Origin of the sequence: Cupriavidus sp. GA3-3, from assembly GCF_000389805.1 — a bacterium.
Taxonomy (GTDB): domain Bacteria; phylum Pseudomonadota; class Gammaproteobacteria; order Burkholderiales; family Burkholderiaceae; genus Cupriavidus; species Cupriavidus necator_D.
Genome location: NZ_KB944466.1, coordinates 40748 through 60032 on the forward strand (window position 1 = coordinate 40748; position 19285 = coordinate 60032).

Annotated in this window: 15 protein-coding genes; 4 read left to right on the top strand and 11 right to left on the bottom strand. The window is 67.3% G+C overall.

All coding sequences use genetic code 11. The features are described 5' to 3' along the window. Nucleotides 1-3 precede the first annotated feature (3 nt). On the bottom strand, nucleotides 4-2061 hold the full coding sequence (gene acs / locus C265_RS06935) for an acetate--CoA ligase (protein ID WP_010811578.1): 2058 nt from the start codon (nucleotides 2059-2061) through the stop codon (nucleotides 4-6). Nucleotides 2062-2265: 204 nt separating this feature from the next. On the opposite strand from acs, the gene C265_RS06940 reads away from it, so the two are divergent. From C265_RS06940 to C265_RS06950, 3 genes are all read left to right on the top strand, one after another. After that, nucleotides 2266-2694 (top strand): ACT domain-containing protein, encoded by a 429-nt coding sequence (locus C265_RS06940; RefSeq protein WP_010811579.1) that lies wholly within the window; start codon nucleotides 2266-2268, stop codon nucleotides 2692-2694. 210 nt (nucleotides 2695-2904) lie between these two features. Continuing rightward, nucleotides 2905-3357 carry a PA2169 family four-helix-bundle protein gene (locus C265_RS06945; protein WP_010811580.1) on the top strand — a complete coding sequence of 151 codons (453 nt, stop codon included), beginning with the start codon at nucleotides 2905-2907 and terminating at the stop codon, nucleotides 3355-3357. Between the two features lie 30 nt (nucleotides 3358-3387). Continuing rightward, nucleotides 3388-3690 (top strand): hypothetical protein, encoded by a 303-nt coding sequence (locus C265_RS06950; RefSeq protein ID WP_010811581.1) that lies wholly within the window; start codon nucleotides 3388-3390, stop codon nucleotides 3688-3690. Here the strand turns inward: C265_RS06950 and C265_RS06955 are convergent. The 7 genes from C265_RS06955 to rpoD form a co-directional block, all read right to left on the bottom strand. Continuing rightward, entirely contained in the window at nucleotides 3687-4292 is a 606-nt protein-coding gene (locus C265_RS06955; protein ID WP_010811582.1) for a J domain-containing protein, read from the bottom strand. The two genes, C265_RS06950 and C265_RS06955, sit on opposite strands and share 4 nt — an antisense overlap. A gap of 92 nt (nucleotides 4293-4384) precedes the next feature. Continuing rightward, the gene (locus C265_RS06960) at nucleotides 4385-6835 is read right to left on the bottom strand and encodes a hypothetical protein (protein ID WP_010811583.1); all 2451 of its coding nucleotides are present in this window, start codon (nucleotides 6833-6835) and stop codon (nucleotides 4385-4387) included. 32 nt (nucleotides 6836-6867) lie between these two features. Beyond that, nucleotides 6868-7647: a protein-L-isoaspartate(D-aspartate) O-methyltransferase gene (locus C265_RS06965; RefSeq protein WP_037023802.1), complete on the bottom strand. Its 780-nt coding sequence runs from the start codon at nucleotides 7645-7647 to the stop codon at nucleotides 6868-6870. 72 nt (nucleotides 7648-7719) lie between these two features. Next, nucleotides 7720-10545, bottom strand: a complete 2826-nt coding sequence (locus C265_RS06970) for an Hsp70 family protein (protein WP_010811585.1) — start codon at nucleotides 10543-10545, stop codon at nucleotides 7720-7722. Then, the gene (locus C265_RS06975; RefSeq protein ID WP_010811586.1) at nucleotides 10520-12367 is read right to left on the bottom strand and encodes an Hsp70 family protein; all 1848 of its coding nucleotides are present in this window, start codon (nucleotides 12365-12367) and stop codon (nucleotides 10520-10522) included. The genes C265_RS06970 and C265_RS06975 overlap by 26 nt, the downstream gene beginning before the upstream one ends. Continuing rightward, nucleotides 12367-12951, bottom strand: a complete 585-nt coding sequence (locus tag C265_RS06980) for a DUF2760 domain-containing protein (protein ID WP_010811587.1) — start codon at nucleotides 12949-12951, stop codon at nucleotides 12367-12369. Before C265_RS06980 ends, C265_RS06975 begins: the two co-directional genes overlap by 1 nt. 56 nt (nucleotides 12952-13007) lie before the next feature. Then, the gene (gene rpoD, locus C265_RS06985) at nucleotides 13008-14978 is read right to left on the bottom strand and encodes an RNA polymerase sigma factor RpoD (protein WP_037023804.1); all 1971 of its coding nucleotides are present in this window, start codon (nucleotides 14976-14978) and stop codon (nucleotides 13008-13010) included. A gap of 325 nt (nucleotides 14979-15303) precedes the next feature. Here rpoD and C265_RS06990 point away from each other — a divergent pair, with 325 nt between their 5' ends. Further along, nucleotides 15304-16149 carry a class II glutamine amidotransferase gene (locus C265_RS06990; RefSeq protein ID WP_010811589.1) on the top strand — a complete coding sequence of 282 codons (846 nt, stop codon included), beginning with the start codon at nucleotides 15304-15306 and terminating at the stop codon, nucleotides 16147-16149. Between the two features lie 53 nt (nucleotides 16150-16202). On the opposite strand, the gene C265_RS06995 is transcribed toward C265_RS06990, so the two are convergent. The 3 genes from C265_RS06995 to C265_RS07005 all read right to left on the bottom strand — a co-directional run bounded on the left by C265_RS06995 (nucleotide 16203) and on the right by C265_RS07005 (nucleotide 19262). Continuing rightward, a complete protein-coding gene (locus C265_RS06995; protein ID WP_010811590.1) occupies nucleotides 16203-16454 on the bottom strand; it encodes a hypothetical protein in 252 nt (83 codons plus the stop codon). Nucleotides 16455-16592: 138 nt separating this feature from the next. Next, nucleotides 16593-17969 (bottom strand): aromatic acid/H+ symport family MFS transporter, encoded by a 1377-nt coding sequence (locus C265_RS07000; RefSeq protein ID WP_010811591.1) that lies wholly within the window; start codon nucleotides 17967-17969, stop codon nucleotides 16593-16595. A 39-nt stretch (nucleotides 17970-18008) separates the two neighbouring features. After that, nucleotides 18009-19262, bottom strand: coding sequence for an NAD(P)/FAD-dependent oxidoreductase (locus C265_RS07005; protein ID WP_010811592.1), 1254 nt, complete (start codon nucleotides 19260-19262; stop codon nucleotides 18009-18011). Nucleotides 19263-19285 lie beyond the last annotated feature (23 nt).

Here is a 19285-nt window from a genome sequence, read left to right on the forward strand (position 1 = left end):
GTCCTATGTCGCCAGCTCCCTGATCTTCTCGACGACCTCCGGATTGGCAAGCGTGGATACGTCGCCAGGCTCCTGGTGGTTGGAGATCGCCGCCAGCACGCGGCGCATGATCTTGCCCGAGCGTGTCTTGGGCATGTCGGGGACGATCACGACCCGATGCGGACGCGCAATCGCGCCAATCTGGGATACCACCGCGGCCGAGACCTTGTTCGCGATCTTGATGGAGGGCGACAGTCCCGGCTTGAGCGATACATAGAGATCAGGTACCTTGCCCTTGACCTCGTCGGCCACCGGCACCACCGCCGCCTCGGCGACGTCCGGCACCAGCAGTGCTGCGGATTCGATCTCCTTGGTGCCGAGGCGATGGCCGGAAACATTGATCACGTCGTCGATGCGGCCAAGGATGCGAAAGTAGCCGTCCGCCGCCTGCATTGCGCCATCGCCCGCCATATACGGCCAGTCGTGCCAGTCCTTGCTGTCGGGATTCTTGCAATAGCGCGCATAGTACTGGCGCACGTAGCGGTCCGGATCCTTCCAGACGGTCTGGAATATGCCCGGCCAGGGATTGCGGATGCAGATGTTGCCCGCCTTGCCCGAGCCGGCCGGGACCTCATTGCCTTCCTCGTCAAAGATCACCGGATGAATGCCCGGGATTCCCGGGCCAGTGCTGCCGGGCTTCATCGGGTGGATGCCCGGCAGCGTGCTGCAGAGGAAGCCGCCATTCTCGGTTTGCCACCAGGTGTCCACGATCACCGCCTCGCCCTTGCCGACTTCACGGTGGTACCACTTCCAGACTTCGGGCTCGATCGGCTCGCCCACCGTGGTCATGTGCTTGAAATGGCAGTCGTACTTCGCCGGCTCGTCGGGCCCGTTGCGCCGCAGCGCGCGGATTGCGGTGGGCGAGGTGTGGAAGATATTGACGCCAAGGCTTTCCGCAATACGCCAGGGCCGGCCGGCGTCGGGCCAGGTCGGCACGCCTTCATAGACGACAGACGAAGCGGCGAGCGCGAGCGGGCCATAGACGATGTAGGAATGCCCGGTAATCCAGCCAATATCGGCCATGCACCAGTAGACGTCCTCGGGGTGGATATCCTGGATGTACTTAGAGGTCCACGCCACATAGGACAGATAGCCGCCAGTGGAATGCTGGCAGCCCTTGGGCCGGCCCGTGGTGCCGCTCGTGTACATCAGGAACAGCGGCGCCTCCGCCGGCATCGGCTCGGGCTCGACACGCCTGCCGCGGAACCCGGCGAGCACGTCATTGAGAATGACATCGCGGCCCTTCACCAGTAGGGCGGCACTGGAATACTTGCCCGGGTAGCGCTGCCAGATCAGGACCTTCTCGACCTGCTGACCGGCGCTGGCGGCTTCTGCCACGGCGATGTCGGCCTTTTCCTTGTGATCGAGCAATTCACCGCCGCGGTGATAGGCGTCCATGGTGATCAGCAGCCGGCTCTCGGAGTCCGCGATGCGCTCGGCGCAGGCCTTGCCGCTGAAGCCGCTGAATACCTGCGAATGAATCACGCCGATGCGGGCGCAGGCGAGCATGGTGATGGGCAGTTCGGCCACCATCGGCATATGCAGCGTGACGCGGTCACCGGCCTTCAGGCCGCAGAACTCGCGCAGCAGGGCGGCCAGCTCATTGACGCGAACGAAGAGCTCCTGGTAGGTGAGGTGATGCACCGCCTCATCCTCCGGCTCGGGCACGAAATGAATCGCGGTCTTGTTCCTGTATGCAGCGAGGTGGCGATCCACGCAATTGTGGCAGGCGTTGATCCTGCCGCCGACGAACCAGCGCCAGAAAGGCGGGTTGCTGGTATCCAGGGTCGTTTCCCAGTATTTGTACCAGTCCAGCAGGTCTGCGAACTCCTTGAAGCACTCGGGGAAACGTTCGAGGGAGAAGCGCTCGAAAATATGGGGATCGGTCAGATTGGCCTGCGCAATGAACTGGCCGGCCGGCGGGACGTAGTCTTCCTCGGGCCAATGGACCGCGATTTCGGCCTCGGACACATCGGCCAATTCCTGCTGGGCAGCATGGCGTGGCGCTTTGCCTTCAGACATGACGATCCCCCTTCACTTTCATGGCATCCATCCAGGGATGGTCGGTGCCACTATCCTGCGATAGCTGCCTGAAACGACTAGTCCATATTAAGTCCGGGCACGGGGAGTTTCCAGGAATTCGCCCTGCCGCTGTCCGCCGAGCCCGGAGCTTGCCTGGCGGCCGCCATGAGCTAGATTCGTAGGAGGGCATTGGAGGAATGAGCAATGACCAACGATCTTCTCGTGGAACGCGTGGACGTGTGGGCGGCAACCATACCGGACCGTCCCGGCGGCCTCGCCGAGGTACTGGAGACCTTGCGCGATGCCGGTGCGGACCTGCAATTCGCGATTGCGCGCCGCACGCCGGAGGACCCCGGCAAGGGTGTCGTGTTCGTGACACCGCTGCAGAATGACAGGGAAATCCGTGCCGCTGCCCAGGTCGGCTTCAACGTCACGCACAGCCTGCATTCGGTGCGAATCATGGGCGGGGACCGGCCCGGCATCGTGGCGGAACTGACCCGAAAGCTGGCGGAAGGCGGAATCAACCTGCGCGGATTCTCTGCCTCCGTCATCGGGATACAGTTTGTCGCGTACGTGTCGGTGGACTCGCTCGACGATGCGAACAAGGCAATGGCAATCCTGGGCAAGGGCTGAAGCGAGGTTCAGCCATCTCCTATCATGGAATCACGCCTTGCCTCTGAACGGGCAGGCAGATGGGGCCCGGCGCGAACCGGCTGATTCATGTTGATGGCGTCTCCGACGTTCCCCTCGCGGCCGGTTGCGCCGTGGCGGTCCGTCCGTTGGCGAGACCTGGCGACTTGCGCCGAAGTTGCGCATCGCTGGCATGCAAATTGGGAGAATTCCATGGGCAACAACCAGCAACAAGCTGTCTTGGCGCTGAACCAGCTGATCGAGGCTGGCAAGGACAGCGAACTGGCCTGCATGAGCGGAGCCAGCGAAGTGCGCGATGAAGCGCTGCGCGACATTCTGACCAGCACCGCGGAATCGTACCGGGCGTCGGTGAAGGAACTGCAGTCGATGGTCAGCGCCATGGGCGGCGCGCCAGCTGACCGGGGCAGCATGAATGGCATGCTGTACCGCCGCTGGATGGCATTCCGCCACATGCTGTCGCCGAACAACGACGACGCCGTGCTGGGCATGTGCGAGCACGAGGAAGATGCCGCCAGGCGCGAGTATCAGTCCGTCATGATGAAGCCGCTGCCGCCAGAGGCCAGCGCGGCGCTGCAGCGCCAGTATGAGGCGTTGACGCAGCATCATGGCCGGATTCATGCCATGCGCGGGATGCAGATTCACTGAGGGCCCGGCTTCGCGCGATGGGAGTAAGCAATGGCAACCTACGAGTTCAAGGACAAGGATCTACAGTTCCTTGCCCAGGGCGCCGACTCCTGTTTCCCGTCCCCTGACGCTGCTTTCGTTGAGTGCGCGGACAGCCATCCGGCGTTCCTGGTGACATGGCCGGAGAGTGGACCGACGACGATGCATCTCAAGGTGCAGATTCGGGCAAGCCAGTACGCCAGTTACCTGACGGATCCGTTCAGGGGACGCGAAGTCCTGCGCAAGGCGGTTGAAGATCGCCTTGCGCTGATCCATACGGTGAAAAGCGGGCTCCTGGTCGCCCCCGACATCTAGGAGCGGATGCCGAACAAGCCGTGCCAGAACGAATCGAAGGCGCCGGCATGACGCCTGGGCCGCGTTTCCTCGTCGGGGTTTGACGCTGCCGCCCCGTCGGGCGCCTGGGCGGCCTCGGTGTCCGGCGCGTGCGCGTCCCGCGCACTTGCCCGCCGCGACTCCTGCAGCGCCCATATGCTGTCCGCGATGCGTGACGCCAGTTCCGCCTCGCAGTCGCGGCCGAGCAGCACGCCGAAGATGACGTCGCGGTTGTGGCCGTCGTCGGCAAAGCGCATCGCGATACCGAGCATTTTCTCGTAGTGTTCCTGCGCGATGCGCTGGCTCTCGCGTTGCGCCTCGCGCTCCTGCTCTTCCTGGGCCTCGCGCTCGGCCTGCCAGCGCCGCATCTCCCGCTCGAATACCTCGTCGTAGATCTGGCGCTGCCCGGCATCGGAGAGAATGGTGTAGGCGTCGCGGATTTCCTGGAATGCCGCATGCGCCTCAGTCTCGCGGCCAAGGTTGCGGTCGGGGTGCCACTTCATCGCGGCGCGGCGGTAGGCGCGCTTGATCTCGTCCAGGGTGGCGTCCGGTGCCACGCCGAGGGTTGTGTAGAGGGTGGTCATGGGCCGATTGGGCGTCTTTCTGCCGGGCGGGCATTCATCCTAGCACGGGGTGACCCGCAGCCATGGCATGCGAGATCGATCCCGGCCCCGGTTCATGGGCACGCAAGCGCCGCGGCAGCGTACAGGAGCAGCGCCAGCAGCACCACCGCGGTGAATCCGACATGGATCGCGACCAGCGTGGCAAGGACCGCCGCCACCACCGAGGCGCAGGCGTTGATGCCCCATGCCCAGGGCACCAGCGTTTCGTCGCGCGCCGCGACCCGGGCCAGGCCGAGCGGGAACGGCATTCCCATCAGAAACGCCAGCGGCGCGATCAGCAGCACTGAGACACCTATCCTGGCCGGGTCCGGCAACCCGATCAGCAGCCTGAACACCGTCGGCAGCGCCGCCAGGTAGACCAGCGCGGCCACGCAGATGCCGTTGACGGCCAGCGCCGCCTGCCGCCGGCCGCGGTCATCGCCAGCGCGCGCGGGCATGCGCTGGGCGTATCGGCTACCCAGTCCCGCAAAGCAGAGAAAGGCGCACAGCACCACCGCGACCGCGTAGAGCGGGTGGCTCAGGAACAGGATGAATTTCTGGATAAAGGCGATCTCCACGAACATGAAGCCGAGGCCGACCGCCAGGAAGTAGAAGCCGGCCCGCCATTCGGGCAAGCGCCGCACGGCTGCGCCATTGCCGCCAGGCCCCGCGGCGGGCTGCGGCCGGGGGCGCCGCCGCAGAATCCAGAGCGGGACCACGATCAGCAGCCATGCCAGGGCGGTGGCCTGCAGCAGCGTCGCCACCAGCACCGGATAGCCCCATTCCAGCAAGGGCAGGCCACCCTGCGCCTTGAGCGACAGCAGTTCAGGCAGCGTGCGCCATTTGAAGAAATGGAAGAAATACGGCCTGTCGTCGGTGGCGGGCCGCACATCGAACTTGTAGCGGGACAGGAACCGGTCGTGTTCGGGGCCGAGCAGGGCCTGCGCGGCGTCGAAGAAGTAGGGCTGGTCCAGCACGTTGTAGCGATTCGCCTGGCCGGGCTGGATGCCGGGATAGTATTCGACGTCGAAGGAACGGGCGCGGCAGAAGTCGGCGAGGGCGGCAAGGTCCGCGGCACTGAATTCCCCGTTCTTGACCACCAGCGTGGCCGTCTTCCAGCCACGGATCAGTGCCAGCCGCCGGGACGGATCGGGCACGCCCGCGCCTTCCATGGCGGCCACGGCGGTGGCGAGCAGTTTGGGTATGTCGCGCGGCGGCAGCGTGACCCAGCGCGTGATCGCAAGCAGGCCGCCGGGCCGAAGATGGCGCAGGTAGCCCTGGAAGGCCTCAACGGTATAGAGATAGCTCTCGGAGAGAGCGTACAGTCCGGCCGATGAGGTGCTGAATGAATCCAGCAGGGCCACCTGGATCAGGTCGTAGCGTGCCGTGCTGGCCGCCAGGAAGCCGCGCGCCTCGCCGGCAAAGACACGCACGCCGGCGGCACTGTACGGCTTGCCGGAAAACGCAGCGAAGCGGTCCTGCACCAGGTCGATCACCTGCGGATTCAGTTCCACGGCATCGACCGCGCTGGCCTGGTGATAGACCGCCTGCAACACGTCCGCCCCCGCACCGCTGCCCAGCACCAGCACCTTCGGATTGCGCAGCAAGTGGTAGGGCAGGGCAGAGGTCAGGTCGCCCAGGTAGGCAAGCGGTTCGCGCCGGCCGTCATGGCGGTTGAGCGCACTGAGCCCGTCGCCATCGGTAAATACGGCCAGTTGTGCTGGCGGCTCCTGGCTGGCATTCAGGCTCAGCCCGGGTGCGTGCCGCAACGGGATCGAAGGGCTCTCGACCACCGTGACCAGGCCGAGGGGACTCGAGCGCTGCGCCACCACGCGCGCGTTGCCGATGCGCAGGGCCTGGCTCAGCTCCTTGTACTCGGACGGCCGCAGCGCAATCCAGTCACCTGGCACACCGGCCGGAACGATTGCCGCCAACAGCAGCAGCGCCGGCAGCCAGGGCCGGTGCCAGCGGCATTCCACGCATGCCAGCGCCGCCGCCGCCATGCCTGCCATGCCGACCAGCCGCAGCGCATCGACCGGATGCAGCGCGAACAGCGCCACGATGATGCCCAGGCAGCCCAGCCCGGCGCCAAGGATATCGAAGCTGTAGATGCGCGGAACCTGCCCGGTGAAGCGGGAAAAGCTCAGGCAGATACTGGTCGCGGCGCAAAAGAACGGCACGAACAGCAGCAGGTAGATCAGCAACAGGCGCAGCGGCTGCGATGGCTCCCACAGGATCTCCAGGGGGTTGAACGCCACGTGCTGGGCCAGGGCGAAGCAACCCATCGCGCTGACGCCGAACAGCAGGGCCCCGCCCGCGAACACTGGCACGAAATGGCGGACCAGCGTTCGCTGCGCCAGCGCCACCAGCGCACCCGCCGCGCCATAGCCCAGCAGTGCCACGCTGATCATCATGTAGGCGAAGTGATGCCACTGGATGATGGAAAGCAGCCGCATCAGCAGGATCTCGTAGCCCAGCGCGGCGGCAGAGAGCAAGGCCAGGGCGAACAGCGGGGGGCGTGGCATGGCGTCAGCTGGCCGGGCTGATGTGCCGCGCTTCAGTGCTTGCCAACCAGCGGCACGAACCTGACCGGCAGGATCTGCCTGGTGGAAACGGTGCCGTCCTCGGACTTTTCGACCAGCAGCAGGTACTGCGTCAGGAACTGGGCGCCCACCGGGATCACCATGCGCCCGCCTGGCTTCAGTTGCCGGATCAGCGGCGGCGGCACGTGGCTGGCCGCCGCGGTGACGACAATGGCGTCATAGGGCGCGTGTTCGTCCCAGCCGTAGTAGCCGTCGCCCACCTTGCACGCCACCTGCCGGTAGGCCAGCCGCTTCAGGCGGTCGCAGGCGTGCCGTCCCAGCGGCTCGATGATCTCGATGGTATAGACCGCGCGCGCCAGCCCGGTCAGCACCGCGGCCTGGTAGCCGGATCCGGTGCCGATTTCCAACACGGTGTCGCCAGGCTTGACCAGCATCAGGTCGGTCATCAGGGCGACGATGTACGGCTGCGAAATGGTCTGGCCATGGCCTATCGGCAGCGGCCGGTTCTCATAGGCGTGCGGCTTCTGCGCGTCCGGCACAAACTCGTGGCGAGGCACTTGCCCCATCACGGCCATGACGCGCGGGTCGATGGCATGCCTGCCGCTCTGGGCGGCGGCCGCTGCCGCGACCGCGGCGATCTCCCTGACCATGTCGGCGCGCTGCGGGGCAAAGGCGTCGTCGGCGGCGGTGATCGAGCAGGGCAAGGCCAGCGCGATGGCGGCGACCAGGATTGGGAGGAGTGGGCGGGGCGCTGATGGCTTCACGAGTGGGGCAGGCAAGGAGCCTACCGTCATCGTAGATCATCGGCCTGGCTGGCGCAGATAAGTGGCAAATGAGGCGCCTGCCAGTCGATTCGCGCTGGTCTGCTACCCCGCGATCAACTTGAGCCCGGCGGGCAGCGCCTCCCCAAACACCCGCCCCTCGTCCGCGGTATTGAGTTCCACCACTTCGCGCACCATGGCAATCCAGCTTGGCGGCGCGTTGGCGGCTTCCAGCCGGCGCACCACGGTTGCCCGGATCTCGTCGGGCAGGTCGCGGCTGCGATCGCCGGTCATGCGCGCGATCTGCACGGCGGCGAACGCTGCCGGCTCGACCTTTTTCCAGTCGAGGGCCAGGATCGCGTCCACCCATTGGGCGGCGGTCCCGGCCGGCACCACGCTGTGCGCGCTGCCGTAGAACGGCCGGCGCGCGCCGATGCGGCCCACGGCCCACCAGCCCTGGCTGTTTTCGGATGGCTTGCGCAGCCGGGCCAGCAGCCATTCGGCCAGTTCGATCTTGGCGTCGGCGGGAATGCGCTCGAGCGAGCCGGCAAGGCGCACCATATCGGCATAGCCGCCCCTGGCGGGCCCGGCGGGCTTCTTGTAGCGGGTGCTGCCGGGTGGCTGCAGGTAGAAGGCCATGTCTTCCAGCAGGCGCAGTTGCGCGCTTTCGTCCAGCCCGCCTGCCGCGCGCCGCCACAGCGTCCACCACTCGGACCAGTTCTGGCTTTCGTTGACGTACTGGATGCCCTGGTCGTACTGCGACCAGAGTTGCCCGACGCGCCATTCGTCGAGCGGATAGCCGAATCCCGGGCGCACGCAATAGCCGGCCAGGTTCAGCCACAGGCGTTCATGGTCGGCAGTGCGCCGCCTGCGCCGGGCGCGTTCCCAGAAGGCGCCGAACAGCTCGCGCAGCACGGCGCTGTCCCATTGCTCGCGCGCACCCAGCAGTTGTTCCAGCTGCGCACGCAGGCGCTTGACCTCCTTGGGGCCGACGTCCTGCAAGCGCGCGCCAAAGGTGCGGTCAATCGCCTCCAGGGCCTGGGGCAGGGACGGGTGTGCCGTATCGGGCGCCGGTGCCGCCTGGGTGTCATTGCCACGCAACTGGAACTCAAGGCGCCATCGCTGCGAGGCATCTGCAATGTCGATGCAGTGGACCTCGAGCGTGCCGACCTCGGTCAGCGAGGCGGTGATCTGCACCGGCGTTTCCCGCGGGCCGCTGGCGCCGCGCGGCGGCACGACGGTGGCGATCGGCGGCAGGCGGATGAAGTCGCCCGCCGACAGGTCGGTCAGCTGACCGGGCTGATAGGCCGTGTCGGCGACGGAGGATGCCAGGTGGAATTGCACCGGATGGCCGAGCCGCAAGGCGAAAGTGCGGTCGCTGAGGTGAATCTCGTGGCCCTCCTCAGTGCCGCGCGGCAGCAGGCAGATCCCTTGCTGCCCCGACGCGCCATCATCGAGGACCAGAAAGTAGCTGCGCGGCGAGCCGCCGCCGATGCGCGGGGCCTGCCCGGCACGGGCCCGGGCATACGCGACCGCGCCCCGGGCCACGGCAACGTCGGGATTGTCGTTGTGCAGGACCTGCAGCGGCGCGCCGCGCCACGTGCCCAGCGTGTCGGCGATGCGGCCGGCCAGCGCCTGCGCCCTGAATACGCCGCCGTTGAGGAGCAGGGTATCGGGCATCGGCAAGGCATCGGCCGGCGCCTGTGGTGCGTCCAGTGCCGCCCGCGACTGCGCCGCATGCTGGCTCAGGAACGCCGCAACGTGCCGGGTCACGGCGGGGTCGGACGCATACGGCAGGCCGAACTCGACAATCGCGCCCCGTGCGCGCCCCGGCCTTTCACTGGCTGGCACCTTGGGGAAGAAGCCGTCGACGATCAGCTGTTCGACCTCCTGCCGCGTCACTTCCACCGAGCGTGCGCCGCCGACCAGCCTGGCACCAGCGCCCAGCAGCGTCACCGCGACCGAGTCCGGCGCCTGCGCGCCGAGCAGCTGTTCCTTGGCGGCGCGGCAGCGCGCGACCAGCTGCGACAGGCCGGCCGCCGACAGCCGCGGCTGCGCGGCCCCGCCGGCGCCCAGGCGCGCCTCGACCAGATGCGCCAGGCCAAGATCCATGTTGTCGCCGCCGAGCATCAGGTGGTTGCCCACGCCGATGCGGGTCAGCTGCGGCTGCCCGTCCTGCATGTCCACCCGGATCAGGGTGAGGTCGGTGGTGCCGCCGCCCACGTCGCAGATCAGCACCAGGCGGGTTTGCGCCAGGTCCGTGTCCAGGCTCTGGCGATGATGGAACAGCCAGTCGTAGAGCGCGGCTTGCGGCTCCTCGAGCAGGCGCAGCGCGGGCAGCCCGGCCAGGCGCGCCGCCTCAAGCGTCAGCGCGCGCGCGCCTTCGTCGAACGAGGCGGGCACGGTGAGGACCACGTCCTGGTCCTCGAGCCGCGCATCGGGAAAACGGTGGTTCCACGCCGCGCACACATAGCCCAGGTAGCTGGCGCTGGCGACGACGGGCGAGATCTTGTCGAGATCGTCATCCCCGCCCCAAGGCAGGATGGCCGCGGTGCGGTCGACCGAAGCATGCGACAGCCAGCTCTTTGCGCTGGCTACGAGCCTGCCGGGCACTTGCGCGCCGAGCGTGGCCGCCAGGCGGCCGAACACGGTCCGGCGCGCGGCGGCGCTGGCGGCGGATTGCCAGGGCAGTTGCAGGTCGTCGCCGCTGAGCTCGCCCGGTGCCGCGTGGTAGCGCACCGAGGGCAGCAGGGGACGGGCCGCGACCTCGCCCGGGCTGACCAGCTGGTCGATATCGAAGACGCGGATATCGTCGGACCCGGCCTTCGCGTAGGCGACGACGGTGTTGCTGGTGCCGAGGTCGATGCCGACGACGTATTGCTTCGTCGCCGGCCCGGCCGCTTGCTCAGGCATCGGCGCTGCCGCGCACATCGAACTCGACCTTCCAGCGCTCAGCGCTGCCGCCGGGCACGGCTTCGAGTTCCAGGGTGCCGGCCTCGGTCACCCGCGCATGCAGCCTGACCGGTACCACTTCGCCCGCGGTGCGGCCTTCGGCCGGCAGGGTCGCCTGGATTTCTTCCAGCTCCTGCAGTTCCTCCGGCCCCCAGTAGTCCAGCAGGGTGCCGACCTGGTCCTGGCGGCGCACCGACGAGCCGAAGAAGCGGAAGTGCACGGGTTCGCCCACCACCAGGCCGAATTCCTGCGGCGGCAGCGCGGCCTCGGTGCCTTCCTCCATGCCGAACGGCGCCACGCACAGGGCCTGGATCGGCGGTTCGAAGCCAGGCACGGCGGGCATCGACGATTCCACGGCGATATAGTAGGCGCGCGCGGTGCCGCCACGAATCCGCACCCCCTTGCCGCGCCGCACGTAGCCGTAATAGGCGGCGCCGCGTGCCACGGCCAGGTCCAGCTCGGCGCCGTCAAGCAGGCGGGCAGGGGCAGCGCCTTCCGCGGCGAGCCAGCCGTTCAGCGTCTGCAGGATGCGGTCCGCCAGCAGGCCGGACTTGAACACGCCGCCGTTGAACAGGACGGCGGTCGGGTGCAGCAAGGTCGCGCCTTCCGGCTGTGCGCTCTGCAAGCCTTCGATTTCGGCCAGCGCCGCCACCTGCCGGCCCAGGAACGCGGCCAGGTGCCGCGTGATGGCCGCATCCTGCGCATAGGGCAAGCCAAGCTGCGTCAGGCCGGCGCGTGCGCGGCTCACCGGGCGGGCCGAGGCCTCGACTTGCGGGAAGAAGCCTTCCAGGATGGTCTGGGTCAGCTCGGCGCGGGTCAGGTCCGTGCGGATCGAGCCGCCGATCAGCCTGGAGCCGCGGCTGGGCACGACCAGGGGCACGGTATCGGTATCCGGGTCGGTCAGCAGCGTTTCCTTGGCCGCGCGGCAGGCATAGGTCAGCGCGCGCAGTTGCCACGGATCGGCCTGCGTGCCCTGGGCCGCCAGCTTGCGCGCCACCACGTGGGCCAGCGCCAGGTCCATGTTGTCGCCGCCGAGCAGGATATGGTCGCCGACCGCAATACGGTGCAGCTCAAGGTTGCCTTCGCGCTCGATCACGGCGATCAGCGAAAGGTCGGTGGTGCCGCCACCCACATCGACGACGAGGATGATGTCGCCGACCTTGACCTGCTTGCGCCATTGGCCGCCGCTTTTCTGGATCCAGCTATAGAGCGCGGCCTGGGGTTCCTCGAGCAGGGTCATGCGGGCATAGCCGGCCGCGGCGGCCGCCTCGGCCGTCAGCTCCCGTGCGGCCGGGTCGAACGATGCGGGAATCGTCACGGTGACGTCCTGCTCGCCAAACGGCGCTTCGGGGTGGGCCTGGTCCCAGGCTTCACGCAGGTGCGTGAGATAGCGCACGGAAGCCTCCAGCGGCGACACGCGCGTCACCTCGGGCGGTGCGTCGTTGGGCAGGACCTGCGCGCGGCGGTCGATGCCGGGATGGCACAGCCAGCTCTTCGCGCTCGACACCAGGCGGATCGGCGTGGCCGCGCCGCGGCTGCGCGCCAGCTCGCCCACGGCGAAGTCGCGCGCGGCGTTCCACGGCAGCGCCAGGTCGCCCGGGGCGAGTTCGCTGGCGTGTGGCAGGTACAGGAAGGAGGGCAGCAGGTCCAGGTCTTCGACGGCCCCCGGCGCGGTCAGCTGCGTGATGGGCAGGACGCGCTGGCTGGTCTTCTCGCCATCGCTGGCGGCCAGGTCGACGTAGGAGACCGCGCTATGGGTGGTGCCCAGGTCGATGCCGATGGCATAGCGTGCTTCGCTCATCAAAGCTCCACCTCGGCGGGGGCAATCACGGTGGCGTCATGGCGTTCGGCCACGCGCGGCAGGCGGACTTCCTCGACCTTCCAGCCGCGGTGGCTGATGCTGCCATGGAACGGCGCGCTGCCTACCACGTTGCCGGTCAGGCGGATGGCGGTGGCATCGAAGCCGTCGGCCAGCGTGACACGGCTGCCCTCGGCTTCCTCGCGCACCGGCCGGATGGTGAAATGCTCGCGCAGCACCCCGCGGCAGCCATCGTGCACCAGGCGCGCGGCGGCACCGATCTCCGTGTCGGAATAGCGCGCGATATCTTCCTCGACGAAGTCGATGAAGCGTGCATCGCGCTGGAGCAGTCCGAGCAACTGCAGCGCCGCCACCGGGCTGGCTTCCTTCAGCACGGGTGCGGCAGCCTCCGCCACCGGGGCGGGAGCAGGTGCTGATACAGGCGCGGGCGCCGGCGCCGCGGCGAATCCCTCGCCGTCACGCAGGCGCTTGACACCGGCCGCGAGTTCGCGGTTGCCAAGGATGGCGAAGAAGGTGCCCATGGCAAGCGAGACCCTGCCGAAGAAAGATAGGTTCGAGTCAGTCATCCGAAAGCTCCTGTCTGCTCTGTGTCAGTCGGCCAAGCGGCTGTTGCCGGCAAGTATCAGGCGTCGCGCAGATAGGTGATCAGCTGGTCTGCCCGGCTGGGATGCCTCAGCTTCTTCATTGCCTTGCTTTCAATCTGGCGGATCCGCTCGCGCGTGACATCGAACTGCTTGCCGACTTCTTCCAGCGTGTAGTCGGTGGACATATCGATGCCAAAGCGCATCCGCAGCACCTTGGCTTCACGCGGCGTGAGCTCGTCGAGCATTTCGCGCACGACGGCGCGCAGGCCCGCCTGCAATGCGGCGTCGGCGGGCGTGGCCGTGTCCGAGTCGGCAATCATGTCGCCCAGGCTGGTATCGCCATCCTCGCCGACCGGGGTTTCCATCGAGACCGGCTCTTTCGCGATCTTCATGATCGAGCGAACCTTGTCTTCGGTCATGTCCAGGCGCTCGGCCAGCACCGCCGGATCGGGTTCCTTGCCGGTCTGCTGCATGATCTCGCGCGACAGGCGATTGAGCTTGTTGATCTGCTCGATCATGTGCACCGGGACGCGGATGGTGCGGGCCTGGTCGGCAATCGCCCGCGTCACGGCCTGGCGCACCCACCACGTCGCGTAGGTGGAGAATTTCCAGCCGCGGCGATATTCGAACTTGTCGACCGCCTTCATCAGGCCGATGTTGCCTTCCTGGATCAGATCCAGGAACAGCATCCCGCGGTTGGTGTACTTCTTGGCAATCGAGATCACCAGCCGCAGGTTGGCCTGCGTCATCTCGTGCTTGGCCTGGCGCATCTGCCGCTCGGCAGCCAGCATCTTGCGGTTGACGCCCTTCAGGTCGGGCAGCGACAGCGCCGCCCGGGCCTGGATGTCGATCAGCTTTTGCTGGTGCGCCTCGAGGTCCGGCAGGGCCCGCGCGACCGCCGCGCTGTACGGACGGGACTGGGCGACCAGCTCCTGCCCCCAGGCCAGGTTGGTTTCATTGCCGGGGAAGCGGGCGATGACCTCCTCGCGCTCCATCCCGCAGCGCTCGACCAGCAGCTGGACCACCTGGCGCTCGACCGTGCGCACCTCGTCGACCATGGCCTGGACGTTGGCGCACAGGCGCTCGATGGTCTTCGCGGTAAAGCGGATCGTGCGCAGTTCTTCGCGCACCGCATCCCTTGCGGCCAGGAAGGCTGCCGAGCCCGCGCCATTTGCGGCGCTTTCCTGGCACATCAGCTCGAATTGCGCGGTGACACGCGCGAACCGCTTCAGGCATTCCTCACGCAGTTGGGCCAGGGCTTTTTCGTTGCTTTGCTGGGTCGAGCCTTCGTCGTCGGAGTCTTCGGAATCGTCATCGGCCTCGTCGGCACTATCGACGCTGTCGTCGGTCTCGTCAGCTGCCGCCGCCACGGCTGCTTCGGCAATACTCTCGTCGCTCAGGCCATCGACCAGGTCGTCGATGCTGATTTCATTGCTGGCGACCTTGCCCGACAGCTCGAGAATCGCGGCGATGGTGAACGGGCAGGCCGAGATGGCATGCACCATATTGTTCAGGCCTTCCTCGATGCGCTTGGCGATCTCGACTTCCTGCTTGCGCGTGAGCAGCGTTGCCGAGCTCATTTCGCGCATGTACATGCGCACCGGGTCGGTGGTCCGGCCGAACTCGGAGTCCACAGTCGCAAGCGCTACCTCGGCCTCTTCATCGGCCTGGTCGTCCGAGGCCACCACCGGGCCATCGCTCAGGAGCAGCGTCTCGGCATCCGGCGTCTGCTCATAGATCTTCACGCCCATCTCGGCGAACGTGCTGACGATGCTTTCCATCGCCGCCGTGTCAGTGAAGTTCTCCGGCAGGTGGTCGCTGATATCCGCGTGGGTCAGGTAGCCGCGCTGCCTGCCCAGCTGGATCAGCGCACGCAATTGCTGGCTACGCGCGGCGGCTTCCGTCGATGGATCAGGCTGCGCCGTCGACCCTGCGCTGGTCTGGCCAGGGTCCTTGATTGCGCCTATTTCTCGTGTTTTAGCTGCCGTTCGTTGTACGCCGCTTGTCATTTACTACTGTTTCCTTCGTGAATCGCGTTTCGACAGCAGCGCGCACGCTGTGCGTGCGCTATCGGGCCTGCTGTCAAGGCTCGTGAGGTACCGGTGCGGCGCGGGCCGATATCGGACGCCGTGACCATTGGAATCGGGGAGGACGCGTATTCTACAGCCATTGCTGCTTCGCAGCGTCAACTCGCCGTATCCCGGTGGAGCCGGCGCACAGTTGAGGGTAGCCGGTGCGCCACAGCTGCGCGTGCTTTGCGTTCGCGCGTTGTCGTCCTACAACTGGAAGTGTGGGCCGGAAGCCACCGGGCCGCACCGGTCAAGGAGGAGCATCATGTGCCGCTGGCTGGCTTACTCGGGCAAATCCGTTCCGCTGGAAACGGTGCTGTTCCAGCCGGAACACTCGCTGATCGACCAGAGCCTGAATTCGCGGCTGGGTCATACCACGACCAATGGCGACGGGTTCGGCGTCGGGTGGTATGGACGTCACTCGGAGGTGCCGTTCCGCTACCGCTGCCTGCACCCGGCCTGGAGCGACACCAACCTGCGCGAGACCGCGCGGGCGGTGAGAGCGCCACTTTTCGTTGCCCACGTGCGCGCAGCCACCGGCACCCCGACGCAGGAGACCAACTGCCATCCGTTCCGCTTCGGCCGCTGGCTGTTCGTCCACAACGGCCTGATCCGCGAATACCCGCTGTTGCGGCGTGACCTGATGTTGGCCGTGGCGCCGCACCTGTTCCGCTGGATCGAGGGGTCGACCGACTCCGAGGTGATGTTCTTCCTGGCCCTGAGTTTCGGCCTGGAGCGCGATCCGGGCGGCGCGCTGGAACAGATGGCCGGGCTGATCGAGGACGTTGGCCACCGTTACGATGTGCAGTTTCCGCTCAACATGACCGTCTGCGTGACCGACGGCCAGCAGATCGTGGCGGTGCGCTATTCGAGCGAGACGGACTCGCGCTCGCTGTTCCACAGCACCTCGTTCCGGCAATTGCGCGCGCTTTACCCGGACGATCCGCGCATCATCGCCGCCGGCGACAACGCCTTCCTGGTGCTGTCCGAGCCGCTGATCGAGGTGCAGGGGGTATGGGAGGAAATTCCCGAGGCGACCACCCTGGTGGCCCGGGGTGGCGAGATCGAGCGCCGCCGCTTCGTGCCGCGGATGCCTTCCCAGTCGGCCTGAGGGCGTAAAGGAGCAAGGGAGCGCGGCAGGATCCGGCTCCGCAGGACAAGTCCTTACTCGTGACCCTTCACGGCCCTCTTGGTCGCGCGATAGCCCTGTTTAGTGGTATCGGCAATCGCATGGCCGGCCGCCTTCGCGCCGCGGCCAATGGCATGCGCGCCGTCGCGCACCGCATGCCCGGCCTGCTTGCCAGCCGATTTGACGCCGTTCTTGAATCCGCGCGCGTCCTCGGCCACCCCCGCGTGCGCCATCGGGGTGGCCAGGGTCACCAATACGAATGCAATGATCGAGGCTCTTGCCTTCATCGCGACAACCTCTTCGATTCTGACTGAACCGGGGTCGGGGCCTGGAAGTGATCCCGACGTGGTTCCCATGAATACATTCTAGCCGTGCCCGCGCCTGTCCCCGGAGCGCTGCCCGCCGGGCCGCGCCGGCCTGGGGAATCAGTTCCGGTCCGCGATGGACAGCCCGACCGGCGACGCAGGCAGCCCGGCGCTCATTTCGTCGTAGCGGGCCGATGCCGAGCGCCTGTGATCGATCAGCAGGACCGCGCCCATGCCAATCACCGCCGGAATTGCGATCGCGATGAAGTTCTGCTGCAGCGGGAGTTCCATGGCGACGAGTACCCCGATGACGATTGGGGCGAGGATGGCCCCGCTGCGGCCGATGCCCAGGGCCCAGCCAAGACCGGTGGAACGGATGGCGGTCGGGTAGAACTGCCCGGTGTAGGCATTGGCGACGATCTGCGTGCCGATCGTCGACGCACCGGCCAGGCCCACCACCACGAACAGCAGTTCAGTCGGCATCCTGAATCCGAGCAGCGTGATCGAGACCGCGGCCAGCGCGTACATGGCGGCGAGCACGTACTTGATGTGGTAGCGGTCGGCGAGCCAGCCGCCGCCCACGGCGCCGATCATCGCCCCGAGGTTGAGGACCAGCACGAAGGTCAGCGCGGAACCCAGGCTGTAGCCGGCGCCCGCCATCAGCCTGGTCAGCCATGAACTGAGCGCGTACACCATGAACAGGCACATGAAGAACGCGATCCAGAACATGATGGTGCTGAAGCCACGGCCCTCGTGGAACAGGTGCCGGATTGGCGCGCTGGCGGCCTTGTCCTGCGCCGGCACGGCGAAGCGGTCGGTGGCCGACCACCGTTGCTCCGGCGCAAGCCTGGAGACGATGCGCCGCAACGCTTCGTGGTCGCCCCTGGCCAGCAGGAACGGCATCGATTCGGGCAGCGACCCGAGAATGACAGGAATGAGGAGCACGGGCAGGCCGGCCGCCAGGAAGACCGACTGCCAGCCGTAGGCCTCGATCAGGCTCTTGCCGAGCAGCGCCGCCAGGACCCCGCCCACGGCATAGCCGCTGAACATCACGGTGACCAGGGTCGCCCGGATTTTCTTCGGCGCGTACTCGGTCATTTGCGCGACCACATTCGGCATCACGCCGCCGATGCCGAGCCCGGCCAGGAAGCGGGCCATGCTGAACAGCAGCGGGTCCTTGACCAGCCCGGCCGCAGCGGTGAAGACGCTGAACAGGGCGACGCAGATCGCGATCGTCCAGCGGCGGCCGATCCTGTCGGCCATGGTGCCGAGGAAGATCGCGCCGAACACCATGCCGAACAGCGCGGAGCTGACCATGAGCCCCGCCTGGGTCGGGGCGACGCCGAGGTCCTTCATGATCGAAGGCAGCGCGATGCCCACGACCGCGAGGTCATAGCCGTCGAAGATGATGATGAGTGCGCACCAGAACAGCACGAGCGCATGGAAGCGGTTGAAGCGGGCCGTGTCGGCCAGCTTGTGGATGTCGATTTGCTGCATGGGGGCTTGTCTCCGGTCAGTCTGTTCTTATGGCTGGGCTTACTGCCTGGACATCGGCACGTTCGGGTCGGCCAGGCGGCTGGCATTGACCGGCTTGCACTGCTCGATGTGGCGGCGCGCGAAGCGCAGGTCGCGCGCGGCGTTGGACCCTAGCGCGGCCTTGACCACGTCGCCGTCGAGGTAGAACAGCACGAAGCTGTCCGCGCCGGGCGTGCCGCGCGCCACCACGCGGTGCGAGGGAAGGGGGATGCCATGGATCTGCAGGTTCATGCCGTACTGGTCTGACCAGAACCAAGGCAGCGGCTGATAGTCGACCGCGAGACCGAGCGCCGCGCGCGCGGCGGCAATGCCCTGTTCCTGGGCGTTCTGCCAGGATTCCAGCCGCAGGCGCCGGCCGGCCCACGGGTTGGGCGTGACCGCGACGTCGCCCGCGGCGAAGATGTCGGGGTCGGACGTGCGGCAACCCGCGTCGACGACCACGCCGCCGTCGCACTCCAATCCGGCTTCCCAGGCAAGCTCGTCGTTCGGCACGAGACCGACACCCGCAACGATGGCGTGGCAAGCCAGCGTGCTGCCATCGGCCAGCTTCACGACGGACCGGCCGCCGGTACCGGGGGCGATGCCGGCGATATTGGCGCCGAGCATGACACGGGTGCCATGCGAGGCATGCAGCCCGAGCAGGTGCTCCGAGACTTCCGGCGGCACGGTGCGCTCGCACAGCCGGCTCTGGGCTTCGAGCACGGTGACCTCGGCACCTTTGCGGCGTGCCGTGGCGGCGACTTCGAGGCCGATCCAGCCGCCGCCGATCACCACGATGCTGCGCCCGGGCCGCAACGCCGGCGCCAGCGCCAGGGCATCGCCAATCGTGCGCAATGTATGCACGGCAGCCGTGTCGACGCCCGGAACGGTGAGCGCGCGGGCCCTGCCGCCGGTGCACAGGATCAGCTTGTCGTAAGGCAGCATCTCTCCGTTGGCTATCTCCAGGCGCTTCGCGGCCCGGTCTATGCGGGTGACGCGCGTGTCCAGCCACCACTCCAGCCCGAGCGCAGCGAACGCTTCAGGCTTGAGCAGCCACGTGCTGGCGGGTGCGGCCTCGCCGGCCAGCACGGCCTTGGATAACGGCGGCCGCTCATGCGGTGGATGGGCCTCGTCCCCGATCAGCACGAGCCGACCGGTGAAGCCCTCGTTGCGCAGCGTCTGGGCGGCCCAGCCGCCAGCCTGGCCGGCACCGACGATGACGATGGTGGCGGTTGGCGAAATGGGAGTCGCGGTGTCTGAGCGCTCGGAATCCATGGCTGTCTCCTCTGGTTGGTGAC